Source organism: Pseudoalteromonas sp. QJM3NY_12 (assembly GCF_056173165.1).
Map to the genome: position 1 here is coordinate 919,259 of NZ_CM149661.1, position 23,573 is coordinate 942,831.

Sequence of the window (23,573 nt, forward strand, 5' to 3'; positions counted from 1 at the left end):
CTTTATTGGTTTATTAAAAACAACCAAAATTTAATTTTTACCTATACCAGTTTGGAAAGTGTTTATGCAGCCACTTAATATAAAGCTCACTAGCCAGAGTAAAGCTAAATACCTGCAAATAGCAGATGCACTTAGGGAGTCGATTATAAAAGGGGACATTCTCGCTGGCAGCAAACTCTGCTCTGCACGCGATATGGCACAAGCATACGGATTAAACCGTCATACAATAATGAATGCCCTACAACTTCTTGTCGCAGAAGGATGGTTGGAATCCTATGAACGATCAGGCTACAGCGTTATCAATACATTGCCTATTCAAAACAGTATAAACACTGCCCAGTCTCAAGCATTGGCTCCTAAGCCGTATCGATTTGCTACCACGCTTACGGCACCAGAACCTACAATGGACTTAAATCACTATGCTTATAACTTTGCTGGAGGCTTACCCGATTTAACACGTTTCCCCTATAAAGAATTTAAACGCTCTGTAAGTCATGTGTTTAATCATTTAGATACCAGCCAATTTCACTATGGTAATGTGGCTGGGGAGCCTAATTTAAAATCGCAAATTAGTCATTATTTACACAAAGCACGAAACCTAAAAACAGCCGACATCCTTATGTGTAATGGCTCTCAAGAAGCGCTTTTTTTAGTATCAAAAGCCTTTATTAATAAAGGCGATTATGTTGCAACCGAAACCTTAGGTTACCCGCCTGCTCGCAAAGCATTTTCAGCGTGTGGCGCGCAGCTTATAGATATAAAACAAGATGATGAAGGGTTGTGTGTTGATGATTTTAAAACTCAGCTCGAACGCTATCCCATTAAACTTCTGTATTTAACGCCACTGCATCAATACCCAACGACTGTGACCTTATCACCCACCCGGCGCTTACAAATTTATCAGCTGTGTTATGCCCATAATGTGATGATTATTGAAGATGACTACGACCATGAATTTCACTACCGTTGCCAGCCTTTGCAACCCATGGCTGCCGACGACCCCGCAGGCATTGTGATATATCTATCAACGTTTTCAAAAATTATGTTTTCAGCAGCAAGGATTGGTTATATCTGTGCAGCGCCTGGGGTAATCGCACAATTAACCGCATGGAAGCAGCTAATGAACCATAAAAATGATGTGGTTATGCAATTAGCTGTCGCACACTGGATGAAAGAAGGTGGTTTTGAACGCCATTTAAAGCGTATGACAAAGCTCTATAAGCAGCGTTATGAAGCGATGGGTGATTATCTAACGCAGCTGCAATTATCAGGCTATCCAATTGAATATATAAAACCCGACGGTGGCATGGCGATGTGGGTTAATTTAAATAAACCGGTGGACCAATTAAAGCAAGTACTGCAAAGTAAAGGTGTGTATGTACAGGTTGAGCCTGAATTTTACTTTAAAGACTCAGAACGTAGTTTAATACCTAAGCAACACAGTTATGTACGTTTAGGATTTGCTGGGCAACCAACTTTGGCGATGCAGGCTGGACTTGAATTGATTGCTGAACACGTTTTCAAATAAAGCTTATTTGCTTAAGCTTTCAGCATCATAAAACATCGGTTTCAATGTACCACAATTTATAAATTTATAATTGAGCTCACCAGCAGAGGGCACTTCAGTTGAGGTGCGAAACTTTTGTAAACAGGCACCACTTAAATCAACAAACATAATATGATGATAGCTTGGTGGTTGAGTTATTTGGTGAATGTAAATACGCTCGTTATTTTTTAGCGTAACCATGTCGTACTGCTGCCATTTTGAGGCTGGGCTTAAATCAGTTAGCTCACGAGTAAATAACTGCTCGCTAAGCTCTATTAATTTATCACTGTAAACTAAGCTACCTCCTTGTCTATAATCTCCAAGATACACATCTGCGGTAATTGCGACTTCTTCGCCTCGCATTAAGCGTTGAATATTAAACGGCTTTGATTTTACGGTAACTAACTCAGCATCACGTACTAAATCTAAAAATGGAATATCAGATACATCTACCTTGTACATAACATGCATATCATAAGGAAGCTCAAAGCTTGGAATGTTAATGGCGTATACACTTGAACCTTTATTAACCAATACCATGGCATGCTCTGCTTCATATTTGGGGTTTAATGGCGGAAGTTCTGGTGGTTCTTCGGCATTAGCAAGCGAGCTGGTACAAAATACAATGCTGATAAATAAAGATGCGAAATAAGGTAGCCGCATAATAACCTCAATTAATTTATAGATATAAAGTGTAGTATACATTTATAAAAAATTATCTTTAGTTAAATTTTAGTAAGGCTTAAACGTGATACACACTTAAGTTTTAGTGTGTATCAGTATATTTAGAGTTAGCTATTATCTAATTGCTTTTTTCACTTCGCGCCAGTCAATAATCTTAAAGTTTTGTGGTTGTAATGGCATGCGGTTATAGCCGTCTTGCACTATAAGCATGCCTTCAGGATAACCTGGTAAAGCCGTTGCTGTAACGGTTAAGCCATCCGTTTCACCTACGCCATCAATGCCTTTATCTAGGTTTGCAATTACATTAAACTTACCTGCAAAGCTTAGATTAGGCTGTTTATCATCTGATATGTTGTAAAGCACATAGCTATTATCGCCTTGGCTTGATACCACTAAATAGCGAGCATCATTAGCATGATAAATTTCCATACCTTCTACATCTGCCACCAGTTGCTTATTAACACTTTGTAGCTTTACTGCTTTGTTACCAGCGGTAGGCTCTGCACCTATATACCAAATTCCTGCATCTTCTTCGCCTGCAAATAATTGGCCTAGTTTATCATCAGCACTACAGCCTTCAGGTTGGCTTGGTAGGGTAAACTCTCTAACCAGTTCACCGCTTAGATTATCTTGCTCACCGATGAGCTTATATTGCTGGAATAAACCTGATTTATCATTAACAAACACGTAATGGCCTGAATCAGACGAATACATACACATGCCGTAAATCTCAGGTAAGTTAGTGGCTATTTCTGTTACATGGTTTACTTTGTTTTCTCCATCAACAGTAAATACGCTAATGCTATTAAGTGTACGGTTGCTGGCAGTGATCCACGTATGGGTTTCGTTGTTTATACCTTGATGTTGGCGCACATCAACGTTATTTAAACGCCCTATATTGAGCGACTGTACTTTGTTGCCAGCAAGATCATAAACTATTAAGCCACGGCGTTTATCTGTGCCTAAAATTAAGCTGTTTTTAGCATCTTGCTCATTAATCCAAATTGCAGGGTCATCTGCTGCATCACCAAACGCTGCAACCGGTGTGGTTTGTGCGCTGGCATGAAGGTGAGTCATAGCAACTTTGCTATTTGAGACAGAAGTTTGCGCTGCGTAGTTAACGTTTGCTTGAATGTAAGCGCCGGTTTCATCATCAATCAAAACTAGCTGCGCTTGATTGTCATTAATAAAGCTCGCTGCAACAGACTCAATAGTGTGCTCACCTGACAGTGACCATTGGCTAAGCGTGTCTGTTTGAGCTTGGTAAGCATAAACCATACTATCGTCAGTGGCGCTAAGCCATAAAGTACCGTCTTGTGATACCGATAAAGCTCCGATTTCAGTTTTTAATTCGCCGTATGGCTGTACTAAAGCCACAGGTTGCTTATTGGCATCTGATTCTGCATCAGCATTGATAGCCCATACACCTAGCTCTGCTTCACCCACATACAGGGTTTTTGTGTCGTCATTTACTGCACAACCTGAAGCCTCAGTGACCGCAGAGAATTCACGTACTGCGATATTTTTAGCTTGGTTAGTGGCTAAATCATATATAACCGTTTCGCTGATCAGGCCGCGAACATCTGGCACAAACGCTGATACAGTCTCGGTATTGCTGTTTTTAAATAAACACACTGTATCAGGCTGAGCTTGAGGCGGACTAATACGAGTGAGTTCATTTAGCTGCCAAGTTTGGCCATTTTTTATAAGCTTAAAAATAGCAACGTTATCTTGGCTCTTATCCAGACTGGCGAGTAAAAATTGCTGCGCTGATAATTGTTTTAGTGAAATTGACTCAAAGTTACCGGCTAACAGCACACTGCTTTTCTCGTTATCGGCAAGTAATAAGCCCTGGCTTTCGCTCGCCATTAGCCACTGATTATTACCTAGCGCTGCTGCTTGTGAGCCTTGCATGTTTTGTTGTGGGCCAAATAACTTAGCCTCAACAGCTGGCTTTGCTATTTCTGTCGTGTTTTGCGTATCGTCATTACTTGTACAACCGCCAAGCGCAGTTACAAGCACAGCACTTGATAGTACCGCTGAAATTGTATTTAGTTTAAAGTTCATTATTTTATCCTTTACTTATCTATGTGCTTTTCAGTGCTAAAACGTACTTCACCAAGGTGATTAATCGCGCTTACACTGAGAGTTTCGCCATTGATAGAGATACTTAAAAAACCCGGTGTTGCTTCTGCGTAGCGGGTAAATTCACGTTGTTTTACAAACCGTGCTTCACTACCACCACCAGAGACAAAGTGAGCCACCTTGCTATTTTTTGGTTGATTGTATTGCAAGTCGTGCTCGTGCCCTGCGATATAAGCGTGCACGTTATGACGCTCCAAAATAGGTTCTAAAATGTCGCGAAGCCCTTGGTTGCGGCCAAAGCGTTTACCACTTGAATAAAGCGGGTGATGGCCTACCACAATTTTCCACTTTGCTTTACTGCCGGCAAGTTGGGTTTCAAGCCAATCCAATTGTGTTTGATAACTTTGCCCTTGAGTTGAGCGGTATTTTTCACGGGTTTTATATTCAGGCTGAATTGGATTGGTATCTAAAAAAACCATTAACACTTGCTCGTTGTTTTCAAGCGCAAATGTTTTACTGTAGTACCTTGCAGGTAACTGCCAACGCTGACTTTTTGCGGTGTAGTCAATTTGTGCTTGGGCATTACCCAAGTAATCGTGATTACCTAAAACAACATACCAATCTTCAAATGTGTGCGGGCCATGGTATATGTTCTCAAAGGCTGATTGCCAAAGAGGATCGTTCACACTTGCCACGCCATTTGGGTAAAAGTTATCGCCGGTCGAGACAATAAAATCGGCATCGGTTTGATACATAGCAATTTCTAGCTGATGAGCCACTTCTTTTTGGTAAAAGTGGCCGTTGTGTCCCCAATCACCAATAACCATAAAGTTAAGGCTATTAGGCAACGTAGTTAACTTGGCTATTTTTTGTTGTTGGTATAGCGCATCTTTATAAACAACAGGCTCGTTTGCACTAAGCGCTGATGAGCACAGTATCGCGGCCATTATGAAAGACAATTTAAACATGTTTTAACTCCAAAAAAGCACGCGATGGTTTGCCATTACGTGCTTAAAATGACAATACGTGTGATTAGAATGCGTAACGCAACATTACTTGAATCACTGGGCCTGCTTCTTCCGATTCAAGCTCGTACTCATCAAAGTCACGATTGTTTTGATCATCAAGCGAGTCAAACTTATTGAAAACTTCGTCTTTGCTGGCATCCAGTAAGTTTGAACCTACAAGGCGTAGAGTGATGTCATCCCAGCGCTTTTCAATGAAAAGCTCTAAATCAGCTCCGTAAGAAGTTGTTACTTCTTCACCCACAAAGCGTCCGTATGCATCACCTTGATTACGGTACGTTGCCCCAAATGATGCGCGTAGTGTTGGTAAATCTTGGATAAAGCCAACGTTATAAACATAATCAGACTGGTCGTTAAATTTACGCTTACCAAAGCTGTCTTCAACTTCACTGTCGAGCCAAGAGTAATTTAAGAAGATACCTGTATTAGGCATGTTTAAGGCGCTAAGTGGGGTTGATAAATCAAACTCAATACCTTGAACCGTACCATCGCCGGTATTTTGTGGTTGCAGTACAAATGTGCCTTCGCCTTCTGAGCCTTCAACACCGGTACTGGCAATTTCAATAAGGTCGCTAACGTCACGGTAAAATACGTTTACACCTACAACGCCACTTTTACCTAAACGGTATTCGTAACCTAAATCGATACCCCAAGATGATTCAGGTTTAAGGCTTGGGTTGCCTAAAAAGTCATTATCAGCGAGCTCTTCTTCAAGTAGGGCGGGTGTCATGTAGTCAAAGTCAGGGCGACGTAAGCTGCGAGCAACAGAGGCGCTGACTCGTCCGTTATCACTGACGCTGTAACGAAAGTGAGCCGACGGTAAGAAAAAGTCATAATCATTTTCGGCAGTAACGCCTTCATTGGTATCGGTAATGCTTGAGTCAGTTGACTCCCACCGCACCCCCATCTCCCACGAGAGCACATCCGCTTCGTGCTTGATTAGCGCAAATAAATCAAAACGGTCTTCTTCAAGTTTATTAACACCGCCGTCTACTGGTTCAAATTCGTTGTTAAATTGTGCTAATGACATTGGCGTCTCGCTAAATTGAGCCCATCCAGTCAGTGTTTGCTCACTTTCATCTTCAGCGACAAAAATGGCGGTATCGCGCTCTTTGCCTTGTACAAAAGCACCAAATTGAACTTCTTTCGAGTCACCTACCAGTAAGCTGTGCTGCCATTGTAATGACCACTCTTTATCATCGATATCAACGGTTTCTTCAGCTTCCTCAAACACCATTGGGAGCTCTGACGTATCAAGTTCAACCTCTTGCTCATACACTGATTCTTCAAAGCTGGCATAACCTAACTTAAATTTGCTGGTACCGCCAAGTAGTGGTAATTCATAGCCAGAATTAATGTTGTAGTTGGTTTGATCAATAAACGAAACGTTTGCGTTATCTGACAGTAAATTACCGCCTTCAACGACAGAGCCTGAGGTTGCAGATGCGTCGTCGTATTCAAAAGAGCGCTCGTCTTCGGTGCGGTCGGTATCAACCCACATAGCACTAATATCAAACTTGCCACCGTTATCAAACACCTTTTCAAAGCTGGCATTTAAAGAGGTATCATCACCATCACGGATATCAGATTGATCTTCACGGTTATCAAAATCGTCTGTTGCGTAATTAGGGTTATTTTCAGGGCTATCGCCATAACGTCTGCTTGATTTTTGTTTTGGGTTATAACGACCTTGTAAATTGGCACCTACGAGTAAACGGCCACCTGCAAACTCAGTACCGTAAACGCCCGCAAAGCTTTCTTTTAGTTCGCCGTCATCGTAACGTAAGCCACCAGCGCGAATATAACCGCCGTCTAAGCTGTAGCCATCGCGAAGTACAATATTAAGTGTGCCTGCTATGGCATCGGCAGAGCGGTTGGCACTAGATGAACGAATAATTTCTACACGCTCAATTAATTCTGCTGGAATACGGTCAACAAAAAATGAGCGATCAGCACCGGCACCCGGAACTTCTTCGCCATTAATAAGTACTTTTGTGTAAGCAGGGCTCAAGCCACGCATACGTGCGCCGTCAGATTCCAGTACGTCAGATAAAAAAGTAACACTAGGAACACGCTTTAGTGCATCACCGGCGGTAAGTGGTTCAAAACGTTGAAAGTATTCTTGTGAATATTCAAGCGTTGGCGCTAGTTCTTGCGAGCGATTGCGATAACCAATCTCGCCGTATACCACAAGCTCTTCAGAAACCTTTACTTCAGGTTCCCTTGGCGATGTTTGTTCCTCTGCATTCACGTTAACACTAAATTGGCTCAGTGCTAATGCCGCTACAACAGCATTTAACTTAAATTGTTTCATTGGTTTGCTCCGGTTGTCCTTGGTTTGGTGAGCAAACTAAAAAAAGTTAATGACGCTAATGTGACAGTTTTACAGTTAATTCCTGACAAAACGCCAACTTAGTACTTTTTAAACAGACATTTGAGCTGTTTAAACACGGCTCCAGCGCACTAAAAATGGTTATTACTAGGTTAAATACCTAAAAACTTTAATCTCAATGTCATATCAATGAGCCAAAATGACTCTGCCTAATAAATCAGTACCGCGCTAGCATACGTAATAGTGTAAATCTTAGAAGACTTAAACAATGCGATATAACCCATTTACCAGCCATGCAAAATTAACCAAAACCATAATTTTATTATTGGTTATTGCTGTAGCAATATGCGCTTACTTTGGCGAACTTAAGCAATGGCAAGACATTGCGTGGCTCGATATTGTCGGTGAGGGCGGTATTGTGTTGATGACCCTCAGCTGGATAGTTGCGTTACTTATTTCACGACCGCCAGGCAAAGTAACTACCTTATTAGTGTTAGGTTTAGGTTTGTTTATGTTCTCAGCCACGCTCGATTTACTCGATGAGTGGTTAAAGCAACCTTCACAATTATGGCTCACCTGGTTTGAATCACTGCCAGCGCCGTTTGGTATGTCGCTTACCAGCGCTGGGCTTTATTATTGGCACCAAGAACAGTTTGTTCTAAATCGTCAGTTACGTCGTCGTGAAGCGCATCTGCGAGAGCATGAAAAAGTCTGCCCTGTAACAGGGTTATACCGAGTTAACTACTTACATTCACTCATGCAGCAACAACAAACAGAGCAGCAAGGCGGCACTTTAGGTGTTATTGATATTCGTGATTTTGCAAAGTTTAATGCGCAGTTTGGTTTTAGTGAAGGTGATAGGTTACTAAGAGAAATTAGTGATTTATTAGTAATGAATTGCCGTTTGAATGATGTGCTTTGTCGCTATGCTGGCGATTGTTTTATTGTGCTTATGCCGAATACCAGCCAAAGCCAAGCCAAAGAATTACTAGCGCAAATGAAAGCGGCGCTTAACCATTGTGCGTTTAAAGTCGCAAAAAGCAAAGGCGCACAGTTCCAGCATATTTTAACCGCCACCATGGCAATGGATTTAGCGCAAGATCCAGTGCAGCAAACCAGCCTGTTACATCAACAATTACAACAAGAAAAGGCCCTTGTAGGTGCAGCAGTATATTAGCCTAGATGATAAATACCTCAGCGTGGAGGGAATGATCACTGCGCTGGTGGAGCTTGCTCAAGGACGAGGGATCCCGCTGCATAAATTGCTGCGTGGTACGGGTATTTTTGAGCAAGATTTATATGATCTATCACAGCGCTTTAGTTTATCGCAGTTATTGGCTTTAATTAGCCAGTTTAAAGCCTTAATGAAGAGTAATGATAGTGGCTTTTTACTGGGTCATCAATTGGTTAATGACGTTAGCCCAGCAGTGCAAAGTGTGCGTTTAAGCCCCAGTTTAGGTATGGCTTTGAAGCAATTACAACAAATTAGTACCGTTATTGCCCCTTTATTATTTACCCGTAGGCATATATTTAAAGACGATTTATATCTGTACTTGCAACCGAGTATCGGTATTGACGAGTCATTAAAAAATTATTGTTTTGAAATATACAGCGCTGCGTTAATGAGCTTACTAAAACGAGTATGTAATGTGTATCCACATTGTTATTTTGACTTTACCTGTAAACGCCCTCGGCATATTCAAGAATATGAGCAGCACTTAGGCTTACGAATACGGTTTGAACAACCCTATACCCGTTGGCATTTTAATAAACAACTACTTAAGTGCACAAACCCAGAGGCTAGTCAGCTTAGGTGGCTGCAGTGCATAGCGCAAAGTGAGTTACATAAGAATGTTTCACAGTCTTTTGTTGAGGCTGTGTGCCAGCGCATTTACCGTGATAAAAACAACAGCCTTGCTAACAGTGCTGAGCATTTTGCCATGAGCTCTGCTACGTTTAAACGTAAGTTAAAACAACACGGTGTCAGTTACTCTCAATTACAAGATGAGCAAAATAAACTTAAAGCTCTGCATTTACTGGGGGTGTGCCAGCAAGGTAATGAACGAGTGGCTGATCGGCTTGCATTTTATGATATTCCTAACTTTCGCCGAGCATTTAAGCGTTGGACCGGCATTACGCCAAGTCAGTTAAAAATATAATTAAAAACTAGCCGCTTGCTCTATAACAATGCCATGGCGCTTTGCTAGGCGCTGATGATCTCTGTCGTAACCACCACCAATCACAGTGGCAACAGGGGTATTATTTGCAAGGCAGCGTTTAAGTACTAAGTGATCGCGCTTTTCTATCCCTTGCCAACTAATATCCAGTTTGCCTAAGCCATCCTCTTGCCAAATATCAACGCCAGCATCGTATAAAACAAGATCCGGGTTAAGCTCGTTTAATAAAAATTGCAGCGTATCGTCAACAATACCTAAATATTCAGCGTCTTGCATATTATTGGCTAAACCAATATCTAAATCGCTAGGGGACTTTCTAAACGGGAAGTTTTTTTCACAGTGTATTGAACAGGTAAACGCATAAGGTTGATGAGCCAGCATAGCTGCGGTGCCATCGCCTTGGTGAACATCTAAATCAAAAATCAGTACGTTGGTCACTTCACGATTTTGAATTAACGTTTGTGCGGTAAAAGCTAAATCGTTCACCATACAAAAACCTGAGCCAAAATCACTATGAGCATGGTGAGTGCCGCCCGCTAAATGGCACGCAAGCCCATTTTTAAGCGCTAAACGCGCAGTTTGAAGTGTTCCCAGCGGAGCGGTAAATGTGCGGTTCATTAGTGCTTGTGACCAAGGCAGGCCAATACGGCGCATGGCTTTTTCGTCTAGGCGGTTATGCCATAAATCGTGAATGTAATTTTCACAGTGCACTATTTCTAGCTCTTCTACACTACCATGTGGTGGCTCTATGATATTACTGCCAGCAAGTCCAAGGGTTTTAACATGCTGGTGTAGCTGAGCAAATTTACTCATTACAAAGCGATGCTTGGGATCAAAACTAAACGAGTAGTTAGGATGATAAACTAAAGGTAGATTGGGGTTTAAACTCATATCTGCGTCGTTTAATTATTTTTGATTATGGTAATCAACTTCACGCAGTGCGTCTATTTATGTTTGGTGAATAAGCGTTTCAAGCTCGCGGTGTAATAATGTTTCATCAGCAAGGTTTAGCTCAACTAAACGCTTTAAATGCGTGATACTGTCTATATCAATACTATGGCATTTAAGACCAATATGGTTTTCTTCTATGTGACGAATAACCACCGGCATTTTTATTTCAATATCGCTTTGTGGCAAAGTAAAACGTAGTACTGCTTCGTCATTTTTGTTCCCAGTAAATGTATCGCTTTTAGTAATAAGCGCACCATGTAAAGAGATATCTAATAGAGTGCATTCATACTGGCTGCTAGCCATAACTAATTGCGCTGCAGTAGAGAACATAATACGAGAAAATTGCCGACGGTTTTGCATAATAATCTTATAAAGCTGTTATTTATAATAAGCATAGCTGGTAATGCCCAACACGCCAATTTGCTTAAAGATAAAAATAGCTCGCATAAAAAAGCCCCGCATAAAATGCAGGGCTTTTAACTTATTAACTGTGGCTGTTAGCCAATTTTTTTATACTTAATACGCTTAGGCTGCGCAGCTTCTGCGCCAAGAGTCTTTTTAAGCCACTCTTCGTATTCAGTGTAGTTACCATCAAAGAAGTTAATTTGGCCTTCGTCGCGGTAATCTAAAATGTGTGTAGCAATACGGTCAAGGAACCAACGGTCATGCGAGATACACATTACACAACCTGGGAATTCTAAAATAGCATTCTCAAGAGCACGTAATGTTTCAACGTCCAAGTCATTGGTTGGCTCATCTAGAAGTACCACGTTGCCGCCTGCTTTTAACAGTTTAGCTAGGTGTAAACGGTTGCGCTCACCACCAGATAAGTCTTTAACAAACTTTTGCTGATCGTTGCCTTTAAAGTTAAAACGGCTAACGTAAGCACGGCTTGGGAACTCAAAGTTACCAATTTTTAGTACATCTTGGCCGTCAGAGATTTCTTGGAATACCGTTTTGCTTTCGTCCATGTTGCCACGGAACTGATCAACAGTTGCCAGTTCTACTGTTTCACCAATGCTGATATTACCGCTATCTGGCTGCTCTTCACCGCTTAACATTTTAAATAGCGTTGATTTACCTGCACCATTGGCACCAATAATACCCACAATAGCGCCCTTAGGCATGCTAAAGCTTAAGTCATCAATTAAAACGCGGTCGCCAAAGCTTTTACGTAAGTTGTTTACTTCTAATACTTGGTCACCTAAACGTGGGCCAGGTGGAATAAACAATTCGTTGGTTTCGTTACGTTTTTGGTAATCAGACTGTTGTAGCTCGCTAAACTGCGCCATACGTGCTTTTGACTTAGCTTGACGACCTTTAGGGTTTGAACGCACCCACTCAAGTTCTTGTGCAATTGATTTTTGACGTGCTTTTTCAGATTTTTGCTCTTGTTGTAAGCGGGCATCTTTTTGCTCAAGCCAAGAAGAGTAGTTACCTTCCCACGGAATACCTTCACCACGGTCAAGCTCTAAAATCCAACCTGCTACATTATCAAGGAAGTAACGGTCATGCGTTACTGCCACAACAGTGCCTTCGTAGTCATGTAAGAAGCGCTCTAACCAGGCAACCGACTCAGCATCTAAGTGGTTAGTTGGTTCATCGAGAATCAGCATGTCTGGTTTTTCAAGTAACAAACGACAAATAGCAACACGACGGCGCTCACCACCCGATAGGTGCTCAATTTTAGCATCCCACTCAGGTAAACGAAGTGCATCGGCAGCACGCTCTAATACGTTATCGATATTATGACCATCGTGTGCTTGAATAACCGCTTCTAATTCACCTTGCTCTTTAGCCAGTGCGTCAAAGTCAGCACCTTCCATTGCGTATTCGTTATACACTTCGTCAAGGCGGTTAAGGGCATGTTTTACTTCACCTACAGCTTCTTCAACAATTTCACGAACTGTTTTGCTTTCGTCCAAAACAGGCTCTTGCGGTAAGTAACCAATTTTAGTGCCTGGTTGAGGGCGAGCTTCACCTTCAAACTCTTCATCAACACCCGCCATAATGCGAAGTAGTGATGATTTACCAGAACCATTTAAACCTAGCACACCAATTTTTGCGCCTGGGAAAAAATGCAACGAAATATCTTTTAAGATAGTGCGTTTTGGTGGCACAACCTTAGATACTCGACTCATCGAGAATATAAACTTATCAGGTAAAACCATGGAAGAAGCCTTCAAATAATAATAAAAATTTCAATGCTGTATTGTAGTGGCTCACAGGTGAAACAGTCAACGAATGGCACTGTTTTAAAGTACATATTCAATTTATACAAACCGCGTGAATAAATTTCATTTAGACATCTATACATCTAGAGGTTGATATTTTTGGCATTCTGTTCATAATGAGAGCGTATTAACTCTCGGTTTTTATGAGCAGGAGCTTTAAGAATGCCAATTACAGTAGAAGACGAATTGCCAGCTATTGCACGTTTACGTCATGAAAACGTGTTTGTAATGCCAAAAACGCGTGCAAAAACCCAAGAAATACGCCCTATGCGTTTGGCTATTCTTAATCTTATGCCTAATAAAGTAGAAACCGAAGTACAGTTTATTCGCTTGTTGGCTAACTCTCCGCTGCAAGTAAATGTTGAGCTATTGCGCCTTGATACGCACCGCAGTAGTAGCAACTCTGAGCAACACTTAGATACTTTTTATCGTTATTTCTCAGAAGTAAAAAACAACAACTACGATGCGCTGTTAATTACCGGTGCGCCGCTCGCGCATTTAGAGTATGAAGAAGTAGCGTATTGGGAAGAGCTCAAAGTGATTATTGATTGGGCCGAGCAACATGTAACTTCTACCTTGTTTTCGTGTTGGGCTGCCCACGCGGCTTTATACCACCGTTATAATTTAAAGCGCGATTTAAAAGACAATAAACTCTGTGGAGTATTTACCCATCAATGCTATTTTGCCCATGGTGCACTTACCCGCGGCTTTGACGATACCTTTTTAGTACCCCACTCGCGTTATGGCCATATAGATATTAATAAAATAAACGCTTGTGAAGAGCTGGTGGTATTAGCGGGCTCTGAACGAGTAGGGGCGTATTTACTTAAAAATAAATCGGGTAGCCAAGTATTTATTACCGGCCACCCTGAATACGATGCCGACAGTTTAAAAGCCGAATATGAGCGCGATTTACAAAAAAGTCCCGATGCGCCAAAGCCTGAAAACTATTTTCCTGATGACGATGCCAGCAAACAACCGTCTAAAACATGGCAAAGCCACGCGTTTTTACTGTTTTCAAACTGGTTAAATTATTACGTTTACCAAACCACACCCTATGATATTAACTTAGTTAGCCAAGACGTAAGGACTAACAACTATGCCGAATAATCCTCAAAACAATAAGCATCAAGAGCTGAGCGCTGCGCTCAAACAGCGCATTTTAATTTTAGATGGTGCAATGGGAACCATGATCCAAGCGCATAAGCTTGAAGAGCAAGACTACCGTGGTGAGCGTTTTAAAGATTGGCACGTGCTTATTAAAGGCAATAACGATTTATTAAGCCTAACCAAGCCTGAAATAATTACTGATATACATCGCAGCTTTTTAGCCGCCGGTGCCGATATTATCGAAACCAACACCTTTAACTCGACCACCATTTCGATGGAAGATTACGACATGGCGAATATAAGCCGTGAAGTTAATTTAGAGTCGGCTAAGTTAGCCCGCGCAGTATGTGATGAATTTAGCGCTAAAACCCCAGAAAAACCGCGCTATGTAGCAGGTGTTTTAGGGCCAACGTCTAAAACCTGTTCGTTATCGCCGGATGTAAACGACCCGGGCTATCGTAATATCACCTTTGATAAGTTAGTGACTGCGTATGTTGAGTCGACCCTTGCACTTATGGAAGGCGGTGTAGATATTATTTTAATCGAAACCATATTCGACACGCTTAATGCAAAAGCCGCCTCATTCGCGGTAGAAGAAGCGTTTGAACAAGCAGGGCGTACATTACCAGTGATGATATCAGGCACTATCACCGACGCCTCAGGCCGCACGCTTTCAGGGCAAACTACCGAAGCATTTTATAACTCTATTCGCCATATTAAGCCGCTTTCAATTGGCTTAAATTGCGCGCTAGGGCCAGATTTACTACGCCAATACGTTGAAGAGCTATCACGCGTGTGCGAAACCTTTGTCTCTGTTCACCCTAACGCGGGCTTACCCAATGAGTTTGGAGAATACGACTTAGAAGCAGACGACATGGCAAAAGAGATTATAGATTGGGGCACATCGGGCTTTATTAATATTGTTGGCGGTTGCTGCGGCACTACGCCTGCACACATTCGTGCTTTTGCCAAAGGGCTTGAAGGTGCAGCACCACGAAAATTACCAGAGCTTGAAGTGCGTATGCGTTTATCAGGCCTAGAAGCCTGTAACTTAAATTAAGGAGCCGCCAATGACCCAACAAATTGCAGTATTTACCAACGTCGGCGAGCGTACTAACGTGACAGGCTCGGCCATGTTTAAACGTTTGATCATGGAAGAAGACTACGAGACCGCCCTTAATGTAGCCCGCGAACAAGTAGAAAATGGCGCACAGGTTATTGATATAAACATGGACGAAGCCATGCTGGACTCAAAAGCCGCCATGGTTAAGTTTTTAAACTTAATTGCCTCAGAGCCTGATATTTCTAAAGTGCCTATTATGGTCGACTCCTCAAAGTGGGAAGTAATAGAAGCAGGCCTAAAATGTATTCAAGGCAAGGCCATTGTAAATTCAATATCGCTTAAAGAGGGTGAAGAGCCGTTTATTCGCCAAGCTAAAATTATAAAACGCTTTGGCGCCGCCACTGTTGTGATGGCGTTTGATACCGACGGCCAAGCCGACACTGCAGATAGAAAATACGAAATATGTGAGCGCAGTTACAGAATATTAGTTGATGAAATTGGCTTTCCGCCAGAAGACATTATATTCGACCCCAACATATTTGCCGTTGCCACCGGCATAGAAGAGCACGACAACTACGCCGTAGAATTTATTGAAGGCACCCGCCGTATTAAGCAAAACTTACCGCACTGTAAAGTGTCGGGTGGGGTGTCAAACGTATCGTTTTCGTTTAGAGGTAATAACCCGGTACGTGAAGCGATTCACTCGGTGTTTTTATACCATGCTATAAAAGCGGGTATGGATATGGGCATAGTAAACGCAGGGCAACTTGCAGTTTACGACGACATCCCCGAGGAACTTCGCAAAGCCGTAGAAGATGTAATTCTTAACACCGACCCCGGTGCTGGCGAGCGCCTTGTTGAACTTGCGCCTAAATATTCAGGCATGGCACAAGCCGAACGCGTAGAAGATTTAGAGTGGCGCACATGGCCGGTTGAAAAACGTTTAGAGCATGCCCTCGTTAAAGGCATAACCACCTTTATAGATGAAGACACTGAAGAGTGCCGCGCAGCTGCCGATAAACCTATCCACGTGATTGAAGGGCCACTCATGGATGGCATGAACGTGGTAGGGGATTTATTTGGTGCCGGTAAAATGTTTTTACCCCAAGTGGTTAAATCAGCTCGGGTAATGAAGCGCGCGGTCGCATACCTCGACCCATACATAGAAGCCGAAAAAGAGGAAGGCGCCACCAACGGTAAAATTGTTATGGCTACCGTAAAAGGTGACGTGCACGATATAGGTAAAAACATCGTAGGCGTAGTACTACAATGTAATAACTACGAAGTAATCGACCTTGGCGTAATGGTGCCAGCAGATAAAATACTGCAAACCGCGATTGACGAAAAAGCCGATATTATAGGCCTTTCGGGCTTAATTACCCCGTCGCTTGATGAAATGGTACATGTTGCCAAAGAAATGAAACGCCGTGGCTTTGAACTACCACTCATGATTGGCGGGGCAACCACCTCAAAAGCGCATACAGCAGTAAAAATAGAGCCGCAGTATGATAAAGGCGTAGTGTATGTAAATAATGCCAGCCGCGCTGTGGGTGTGGTGTCTAATTTATTATCAAAAGAGCATAAAGCAGAGTTTTTAGCTAAAACCACCGCCGAATACGACAAAGTACGCGAACAACAAGCACGCAAAAAACCACGTTCTAAGCCTGTTACCATACAGCGCGCCCGCGATAATGCAGCACAGCTTGATTGGGATAACTACACGCCACCCGTGCCTAAAAAGCTGGGCGTGACCGAGTTTAAAAATGTATCAATCGCGACTTTACGCAAATACATAGACTGGACGCCGTACTTTATGACCTGGTCAATCGCCGGTAAATATCCGCGCATAATGGACGATGAAGTAGTGGGCGAACAAGCACAAAGCCTATTCAAAGACGCCAACGACATGCTCGATGAACTTGAAAAGTCAGGCAGTTTACAGCCATTAGGTGTTATTGGTTTATTCCCTGCAAACCGCGTGGGCGATGATATAGAAATTTACACCGATGAAACGCGAAAAGAGCTATTAACTACCTCATGTCATTTACGCCAGCAAACCGAAAAAACCGACTTTGCTAACTACTGCCTAGCCGATTACATTGCGCCAAAAGGCACACCCGATTACTTTGGTGCGTTTGCGGTAACAGGCGGTTTAGAAGAAGACGACCTCGCCAATGCGTTCGATGCCAAGCAAGACGACTACAATAAAATAATGGTAAAAGCGGTTGCTGATAGGCTCGCCGAGGCCTTTGCTGAATACTTGCACGAACAAGTGCGTAAAGAGTATTGGGGTTATGCACCGGATGAAAACCTCGCAAACGATGAACTAATACGTGAAAACTACCAAGGTATTCGCCCAGCGCCTGGTTACCCAGCGTGCCCAGAGCACACCGAGAAAAAGAAAATTTGGCAGTTGCTCGATACCGAAAAACGCATTGGTATGCAGCTCACCAGCTCGTACGCCATGTGGCCAGGTGCTGCGGTTTCGGGTTGGTACTTTTCACACCCACAAGCGAAATACTACGCCGTAGCCGCTGTGCAAAAGGATCAGGTAGAAGATTACGCCAAGCGAACAAATATGACGCTCGCAGAAGCCGAAAGGTGGTTATCGCCTAATTTGGGGTATGAGCCAGAGTAAAAGAGCAGCGGTCAGTTTTTAGCAGTCTGATTTGGCTCCGGTAAAGTAGACTCGGAGTTTCAATTCTGCGTACTATGGAAGCTTACTAAGCTTTAGTGTTTTTTATTGTACCTATATTGAAATATATTGATATTCAGTATAATATTTGAACTTAATATCTAAAATTAAGGAAAATTAGTGGAAAATCTCATGGAAATTAGATTAAGTATTAGTGGCTTTGGTATTGGCTTAGCTAATACCGGGTTTGGTGTCAATGCCGTTTCTGGTTGTTACGTTGAAATTCGTGAAAATAGAGGCGCTTCAACCAGAGTATATGGTGTTACAGATCATTTATCTCTAGGGTCAGATTCAAGTACTATATTAGTAGGGCATGTCTCTACCGAATGGATGAAAATAAAAGAAGGCAAGCCAAGAGAATTATTAAAACATACAAACCTAGTAGGCAAACTTTCAGATATAACAGTTTCAGGAACTACTATTGGCTCTAGTAACGCTGATGTTACTGTTAAGGTCGTGGATGATACGGGAACGCCGGTCACTGTAATTGATAAAATGGGGATTAAGGCTTCTGGTTTTCAGATATCCTCTACTAAAATAAGAGGAAAGCTTAAATCGCTCATAACAAAGCAACAATTAGAAGCAGTCAAAGGGAAATAAAATGAACCCTTTACCTTCTATAAAAAATGAAAGGGTCAGCTTGTGGAAACGGGTTCTGAATTCTGGGCTGTTATTTTTCCTTATAGTTTTGTTATTAGGGGTTTCAGTTATAGCATTCGACCGCGAGAGGTTTAGAGCTATTAGCGATGCAACATACGGTAATAGTGCTATTTTAATGCAATCTAACTTAATAGATATATTCGTTTCCCCTTGGTTTGCATATTTGTGCTTAGCTTTAATTCCAGTGGCTTTAATGAAAGAGCGATTATTGAAGAGTTATAACCCTAGGATTTACATAAATGCATTGGCTTCTCTTCTATTCGGAGCAATAACTTTTATATTTATAATTAATCTTTATAGATTTTAAAAAAGCATAAAATTTATGAGCTAATAATATTATGAATTTACTAATATAGTCATAAGCGAGCCTAATTTGGCTCGCTTTTTTGTGGTCAGGTTAGTAAAACAATTTTTAGTTTTTTATTGTCAGCTTATTTGATGTATTGATTTATCATGTTAAGTAAGTTTTTGTTATCGTTAAATAATATAGAATTAGTTGTTATTGTTGCACAAGGAGGTTTTTTTATGAAAAAGTGGATAATTCCAATGATATTATTGGGCTGGTTTATTTTTGCTCTCAGTTTATATTTCTTTACATTTCATGGCGAGCTATCAGTTAAATCAAGTGATTGGGGTAGTTTTGGCGGTTATATCTCAGGTGTTATTACAGTACCTTTTAGCGTAATTAGTGCGTACTTTCTATTTCAAACATATATAGATACTCAGAAGTCATATTCTAATACTTTATATGAAAGCAAGATCAATATCGCACATGCAGCTATACGTGAAGCTGCATTATATTTAGAAAAAGCACTAGATAGTAAAATAGTCATAGATGGTAAAGAGTTAAGCTTTAGAGATATTCATAGCAACCCTAAAATAGCTAGAGAGATCTTTCAGTATATTAAATCAGATAGTGACCTGAACGCCCATTATAGAGTCACTGTAGGGAAAGCATATATTTGCTTATATGACTTTTTAAACTCTTCTGAAAATAAGCATAACCAGACTGATGTAATAAAGTTTTATAAGATCCAATATCAGTGGGTCATAAAAATTCATAATGAATATGAATTAGAAGTTATTAAATTTAGTAAAGTTAACTCAAAAGGTATAGAAAAATATTTTTATAATACTTAATATTTTACTCCTTTAGATAAAGGTCTATTCATGAAGTATCTAAATTACATATTGCTTTGCCTATCCCTATTTTTCACATCGAACACATTTGCGCTAGAGCAGAAGTATCACGAGAGTGTTTTACCTGTTATTACTGCTTTTAAAGCACATGATAAAACTGCGATTGCTGCGCATATTCGCTACCCTCTAAAAAGGCAATATCCATTGCCCGACATTAAAAATGAAGTTGAGTTTATTACCCGCTTTGATGAAGTGTTTGACGAAGAACTTGTTGGCGTTATTGCCAGTTCAAATATCGATACTGATTGGGATAAAGTGGGCTGGCGCGGTATTATGCTCAATAACGGCGTAATGTGGGTAGACACAGACGGCAAAATTATTGCTGTGAATACACAAAATGCCACTGAGCAAGCACACGCGGAAAAGTTAATTACTCAAGATAAACAATCACTCCATTCAAATATCAAAACCTTTCAAAAACCAATACTTGATTGGGACACAGCAAAATACCGAGTTCGCATTGATGATTTAGGCGATGGAAACTTCCGTTATGCGTCGTGGAGCATTGATAAAAGCCCAAGCGATAAGCCTGATATCATTTTAATTAATGGTGATATTACCTTTGAGGGTAGTGGCGGCAATCATCACTATACGTTTAAAAACGGGCGTTACAGTTACGTATTGCAAGTAACTGTAATTGGTTGTGATACCTCACCACCAGGTTGGCTTGAAGTATATAAAGACGAAAAGTTGCTATTGTCTGACGCTGTGATCAGTGCAGTTAATAAAGCTAATTAAGTTTCTAGTGAAGAGCGGCTATTTTTAACTTACTGTGAAACGTAAACTGCGATCGAGAGAGGGAACTAGCTATGAAAACAATCGGTATGTTGGGTGGCATGAGTTGGGAGTCAACAACCAGCTATTACAAAGCTTTAAACGAAGGCGTTAAAAACTCATTGGGTGGGCTACATAGTGCCAAAATTTGTATGGTGAGTGTTGATTTTTCGGAAATTGAAGCGCTACAGCATCAAGGTGATTGGCATCAAACAGCTAAGTTACTCACCAAGGCAGCTAAATCTGTAGAGGGTGGTGGTGCCGACTTTTTACTTATTTGTACCAACACTATGCATAAAGTGGCCGATGAGATTGCCAGTAATATTACTATTCCTATTTTGCATATTGCCGATGCCACCGCTGAGCAATTAAAGCACGATGGCATTACGCGAGTAGGGTTATTGGGCACGCAATTTACAATGGAGCAAAACTTTTACAAAGAGCGTTTAACCGATAAGCATAACATTGAGGTATTAATACCTGAGCCTAATGAGCGAAAGCGAGTGCACGAGGTTATTTATTCGCAGTTATGCCAAGGGGTTATTGATGACGATTCGCGAGCCGATTATGTGCGTATTATAGAGCGCTTATTTGCACAAGGCGCACAGGCCATTATTTTAGGTTGTACTGAAATTGCCTTGTTGGTAAAGCCACAACATACGCATGTTCCGCTTTACGATACCACCAAAATACATGCCGAAGCAGCAGTGAAGTTAGCGCTGGCAAAATAGTTAAGCTTGAGATAACAAAAAAAACCGCCAATTGGCGGTTTTTTATTAGCAAGTAAAGCTGTTAACACGCTTTATATTAATGACCTTTCTCAAAGTCATTTACTTCGCGCTCGGCCTCATCTTTGGATTTACCGTATTTTTGCTGAATTTTACCAACAAGCTCGGTACGGCTACCTTCAATTTTATCTAAATCATCGTTGGTAAGATTGCCCCATTTTTGTTGCGCTTTACCTTTAAGTTCTTTCCAATTTCCTTCGATACGATCGCTATTCATAATTAGCTCCTTATTAAGAGTGATGATTTTTCATTTTAAAAGCGTTACTAATAAAATGATTTTTAACGTTCACTCATAAAGGTGCAAAGCCTATACCAGAAAGTGAAATGTTAATTTTTTAATATATATCAATTGGTTATGGTTTTTTGATGCGTAAGGTTTTTTTCTGGTGGCGAGCTTTATAAAAATTCTGCAGGGTGGCTTGTAATTATTTCAGGGACTGTCACTTCAGGGGCTGTTACTTCAAGGGGGATTATTGCAAGTACACTGTGCTGGATTTTATAAGAACAAAAAAAGCGAGCTCTTAAAGCTCGCTTTGCTGTTTAATAAAGGAATTAATGTCTAAAGCTTGGCATTAGCGCAGGAATCCCTGGCAGCATACCTACCAGTGCCATTACACCGGTTAATAACACAAACATTATAAGTGGGATGACCCAGCGACTCATTCGCGATAAATCAGCACTTCTTTCTTTACAGCCAATAAGGCCCAAGTTATCAAGTAGCATAGTTAATGACCAACCAAATGCAGGGTTTACTAGGCTTGATGCAAACACCACAATGGCGGCTGATTGGGTGGTTTTACCTTCACGGGTCATTTCCATACCCGCTTCAAGTAGTGGAATAAACACCCCTACAATTAATGCAACACATAATACTGGCTGCCAAATAGCTAAGTCCATTGGATAGCCCCAAACACCCGCGATAATACAAAATAACGCAGTTAAAATTGCGCCTGCAGGAATAGGGCGTTTTGCAATAGCAGCAGGAACAATGTAAGTGCCCCAAGATGACGCAAAGTTAGCACCGCCTAAAAGCGAGCCAAAGGTTTGTCTTGTTGATGCGCTAAGCATGGTATCGTCAATATTCATTTGTACTTTTTCAGTACGCTCAGGGTAACTAATTTTTTGAAATACTTGATGGCCTAAAAAGTCAGGAGACCACATAGCAACCGCTAAAACTGCAAAAGGAAGTACAACTACAAAGCTTTCAGCTGTTGGTAAGCCAAGCATCCAGCCGGTGTTTTCGCCCCACCAGTACATAGGGTTCATGTTTGGTAAGCCCGGTGCAGTATGAAACTCAAACGGTGCACCCAATGCAAAAGCAGTAAAACCACCAATTAAACAGCTCAGTGGCACGGCTAACCAGCGTTTTTTGTAATGCTCCAATAAAGCATAAAGTAAAATTGTGGCTAAGATTACGATAAAGGCAATATGGGTCATTTGAATTTCTTCAGCCCATGCAAACAGCTTTTTAACTTGTGAAATGGTACCCACAAAGCCCAAATAAAGAAGTAGGCCACCACACACTCCTTTACTGGTGAGCTTGGCCATGAGACTGCCGCCTTTACTAAATGCTAATATCAATCCAAAGGCTCCTATGAGCAAACCAAAGGCCATAGGGTGTCCGCCTGCGGCAACCACAATAGGAATTAATGGAATGAGTGGGCCATGAGTACCCGCTAAGTTAGCGGTCGGTAAAATAAAGCCAGAAAATAGTAAAATAAATAGCGAAACAATTAAAAGTTCGTAGCGTACGTTTTCAAGTACAAAGCCATCACTTAAACCCAAAGGGCCTGCAAACGTGGCAGCAATGGCTGCTACCATTACTACTTTACCTATAGTAGCGGCCATTGCTGGAATGGTATCTTCAAATTCAAAGCGATAATCTCTAAACGGTAAATTTGGACGCCAGCGTTTTGGCTGCATAATTTGCAGTTCGTGCTCTAGATAAGCGTCGCGGCTTTCAAACTCAGAGCTGGGTTTATGAAGATTTTCATAGCTATCGGACACGGTTTGAGTATCCGCTCCTGGTATAGCATCAGATGAATTATCATCTAGCGGCTTGGTGGTCATGACTTCTCCTGCAACTTAGTTGCTAACTCAAAATAAAAATACAGCTTTTACAAAGCAAATGAACGTTGAGTGCGCAGGGTAAAACAGCTTGCTACAGATTGTAATTAGGCAAAAGGTCGTGCATAGCCCAGTTTAACGCTTTGTAAGTGTTAACAAAAATAGCAAAGGGATGTGTTGTA

The 23,573-nt window shown here is 41.4% G+C and carries 20 protein-coding genes; 11 read left to right on the plus strand and 9 right to left on the minus strand.

Annotation, left to right across the window (positions count from 1 at the left end; translation table 11 throughout):
* The first annotated feature begins 64 nt into the window (after positions 1-64).
* Positions 65-1,528, plus strand: a complete 1,464-nt coding sequence (gene pdxR / locus AC0VZ5_RS04280; protein WP_475474436.1) for a MocR-like pyridoxine biosynthesis transcription factor PdxR — start codon at positions 65-67, stop codon at positions 1,526-1,528.
* A gap of 3 nt (positions 1,529-1,531) precedes the next feature.
* Here the strand turns inward: pdxR and AC0VZ5_RS04285 are convergent, their stop codons facing one another.
* The 4 genes from AC0VZ5_RS04285 to AC0VZ5_RS04300 all read right to left on the minus strand — a co-directional run bounded on the left by AC0VZ5_RS04285 (position 1,532) and on the right by AC0VZ5_RS04300 (position 7,654).
* The gene (locus tag AC0VZ5_RS04285) at positions 1,532-2,209 is read right to left on the minus strand and encodes a hypothetical protein (RefSeq protein ID WP_475474438.1); all 678 of its coding nucleotides are present in this window, start codon (positions 2,207-2,209) and stop codon (positions 1,532-1,534) included.
* Positions 2,210-2,344: 135 nt separating this feature from the next.
* The gene (locus AC0VZ5_RS04290) at positions 2,345-4,297 is read right to left on the minus strand and encodes a phytase (protein ID WP_475474440.1); all 1,953 of its coding nucleotides are present in this window, start codon (positions 4,295-4,297) and stop codon (positions 2,345-2,347) included.
* 11 nt (positions 4,298-4,308) lie between these two features.
* The gene (locus AC0VZ5_RS04295; protein WP_475474442.1) at positions 4,309-5,283 is read right to left on the minus strand and encodes a metallophosphoesterase; all 975 of its coding nucleotides are present in this window, start codon (positions 5,281-5,283) and stop codon (positions 4,309-4,311) included.
* 64 nt (positions 5,284-5,347) lie between these two features.
* Entirely contained in the window at positions 5,348-7,654 is a 2,307-nt protein-coding gene (locus tag AC0VZ5_RS04300; RefSeq protein ID WP_475474445.1) for a TonB-dependent receptor plug domain-containing protein, read from the minus strand.
* A gap of 286 nt (positions 7,655-7,940) precedes the next feature.
* On the opposite strand from AC0VZ5_RS04300, the gene AC0VZ5_RS04305 reads away from it, so the two are divergent.
* Positions 7,941-8,849, plus strand: a complete 909-nt coding sequence (locus tag AC0VZ5_RS04305) for a GGDEF domain-containing protein (RefSeq protein ID WP_475474447.1) — start codon at positions 7,941-7,943, stop codon at positions 8,847-8,849.
* Positions 8,833-9,831 carry an AraC family transcriptional regulator gene (locus tag AC0VZ5_RS04310; protein ID WP_475474449.1) on the plus strand — a complete coding sequence of 333 codons (999 nt, stop codon included), beginning with the start codon at positions 8,833-8,835 and terminating at the stop codon, positions 9,829-9,831. The genes AC0VZ5_RS04305 and AC0VZ5_RS04310 overlap by 17 nt, the downstream gene beginning before the upstream one ends.
* Here AC0VZ5_RS04310 and AC0VZ5_RS04315 read toward each other — a convergent pair whose 3' ends face one another.
* From AC0VZ5_RS04315 to ettA, 3 genes are all read right to left on the minus strand, one after another.
* Positions 9,832-10,740 (minus strand): histone deacetylase family protein, encoded by a 909-nt coding sequence (locus tag AC0VZ5_RS04315; RefSeq protein ID WP_475474450.1) that lies wholly within the window; start codon positions 10,738-10,740, stop codon positions 9,832-9,834.
* A gap of 57 nt (positions 10,741-10,797) precedes the next feature.
* The gene (locus AC0VZ5_RS04320; RefSeq protein ID WP_054202042.1) at positions 10,798-11,160 is read right to left on the minus strand and encodes a PilZ domain-containing protein; all 363 of its coding nucleotides are present in this window, start codon (positions 11,158-11,160) and stop codon (positions 10,798-10,800) included.
* Positions 11,161-11,297: 137 nt separating this feature from the next.
* The gene (gene ettA, locus AC0VZ5_RS04325) at positions 11,298-12,971 is read right to left on the minus strand and encodes an energy-dependent translational throttle protein EttA (RefSeq protein WP_008111928.1); all 1,674 of its coding nucleotides are present in this window, start codon (positions 12,969-12,971) and stop codon (positions 11,298-11,300) included.
* A gap of 225 nt (positions 12,972-13,196) precedes the next feature.
* Here ettA and AC0VZ5_RS04330 point away from each other — a divergent pair, with 225 nt between their 5' ends.
* From AC0VZ5_RS04330 to AC0VZ5_RS04365, 8 genes are all read left to right on the plus strand, one after another.
* Entirely contained in the window at positions 13,197-14,144 is a 948-nt protein-coding gene (locus AC0VZ5_RS04330; RefSeq protein ID WP_008111930.1) for a homoserine O-succinyltransferase, read from the plus strand.
* Positions 14,134-15,204: a homocysteine S-methyltransferase family protein gene (locus AC0VZ5_RS04335; RefSeq protein WP_475474451.1), complete on the plus strand. Its 1,071-nt coding sequence runs from the start codon at positions 14,134-14,136 to the stop codon at positions 15,202-15,204. The genes AC0VZ5_RS04330 and AC0VZ5_RS04335 overlap by 11 nt, the downstream gene beginning before the upstream one ends.
* 10 nt (positions 15,205-15,214) lie before the next feature.
* The gene (metH, locus tag AC0VZ5_RS04340) at positions 15,215-17,845 is read left to right on the plus strand and encodes a methionine synthase (protein WP_475474452.1); all 2,631 of its coding nucleotides are present in this window, start codon (positions 15,215-15,217) and stop codon (positions 17,843-17,845) included.
* 189 nt (positions 17,846-18,034) lie between these two features.
* A complete protein-coding gene (locus tag AC0VZ5_RS04345) occupies positions 18,035-18,502 on the plus strand; it encodes a hypothetical protein (RefSeq protein WP_131724688.1) in 468 nt (155 codons plus the stop codon).
* 1 nt (position 18,503) lies between these two features.
* Positions 18,504-18,869, plus strand: a complete 366-nt coding sequence (locus AC0VZ5_RS04350) for a hypothetical protein (RefSeq protein WP_054202046.1) — start codon at positions 18,504-18,506, stop codon at positions 18,867-18,869.
* A gap of 218 nt (positions 18,870-19,087) precedes the next feature.
* On the plus strand, positions 19,088-19,702 hold the full coding sequence (locus tag AC0VZ5_RS04355; RefSeq protein ID WP_475474453.1) for a hypothetical protein: 615 nt from the start codon (positions 19,088-19,090) through the stop codon (positions 19,700-19,702).
* A gap of 30 nt (positions 19,703-19,732) precedes the next feature.
* Positions 19,733-20,500 carry a hypothetical protein gene (locus AC0VZ5_RS04360; protein WP_475474454.1) on the plus strand — a complete coding sequence of 256 codons (768 nt, stop codon included), beginning with the start codon at positions 19,733-19,735 and terminating at the stop codon, positions 20,498-20,500.
* Between the two features lie 71 nt (positions 20,501-20,571).
* Positions 20,572-21,267, plus strand: a complete 696-nt coding sequence (locus tag AC0VZ5_RS04365; RefSeq protein WP_475474455.1) for an aspartate/glutamate racemase family protein — start codon at positions 20,572-20,574, stop codon at positions 21,265-21,267.
* 76 nt (positions 21,268-21,343) lie between these two features.
* On the opposite strand, the gene AC0VZ5_RS04370 is transcribed toward AC0VZ5_RS04365, so the two are convergent.
* Both AC0VZ5_RS04370 and AC0VZ5_RS04375 read right to left on the minus strand, forming a co-directional pair.
* Positions 21,344-21,541, minus strand: a complete 198-nt coding sequence (locus AC0VZ5_RS04370; protein ID WP_475474456.1) for a CsbD family protein — start codon at positions 21,539-21,541, stop codon at positions 21,344-21,346.
* 335 nt (positions 21,542-21,876) lie between these two features.
* Complete coding sequence (locus tag AC0VZ5_RS04375; protein WP_008464416.1) at positions 21,877-23,394, minus strand: DUF3360 family protein; 1,518 nt, start codon at positions 23,392-23,394, stop codon at positions 21,877-21,879.
* Positions 23,395-23,573 lie beyond the last annotated feature (179 nt).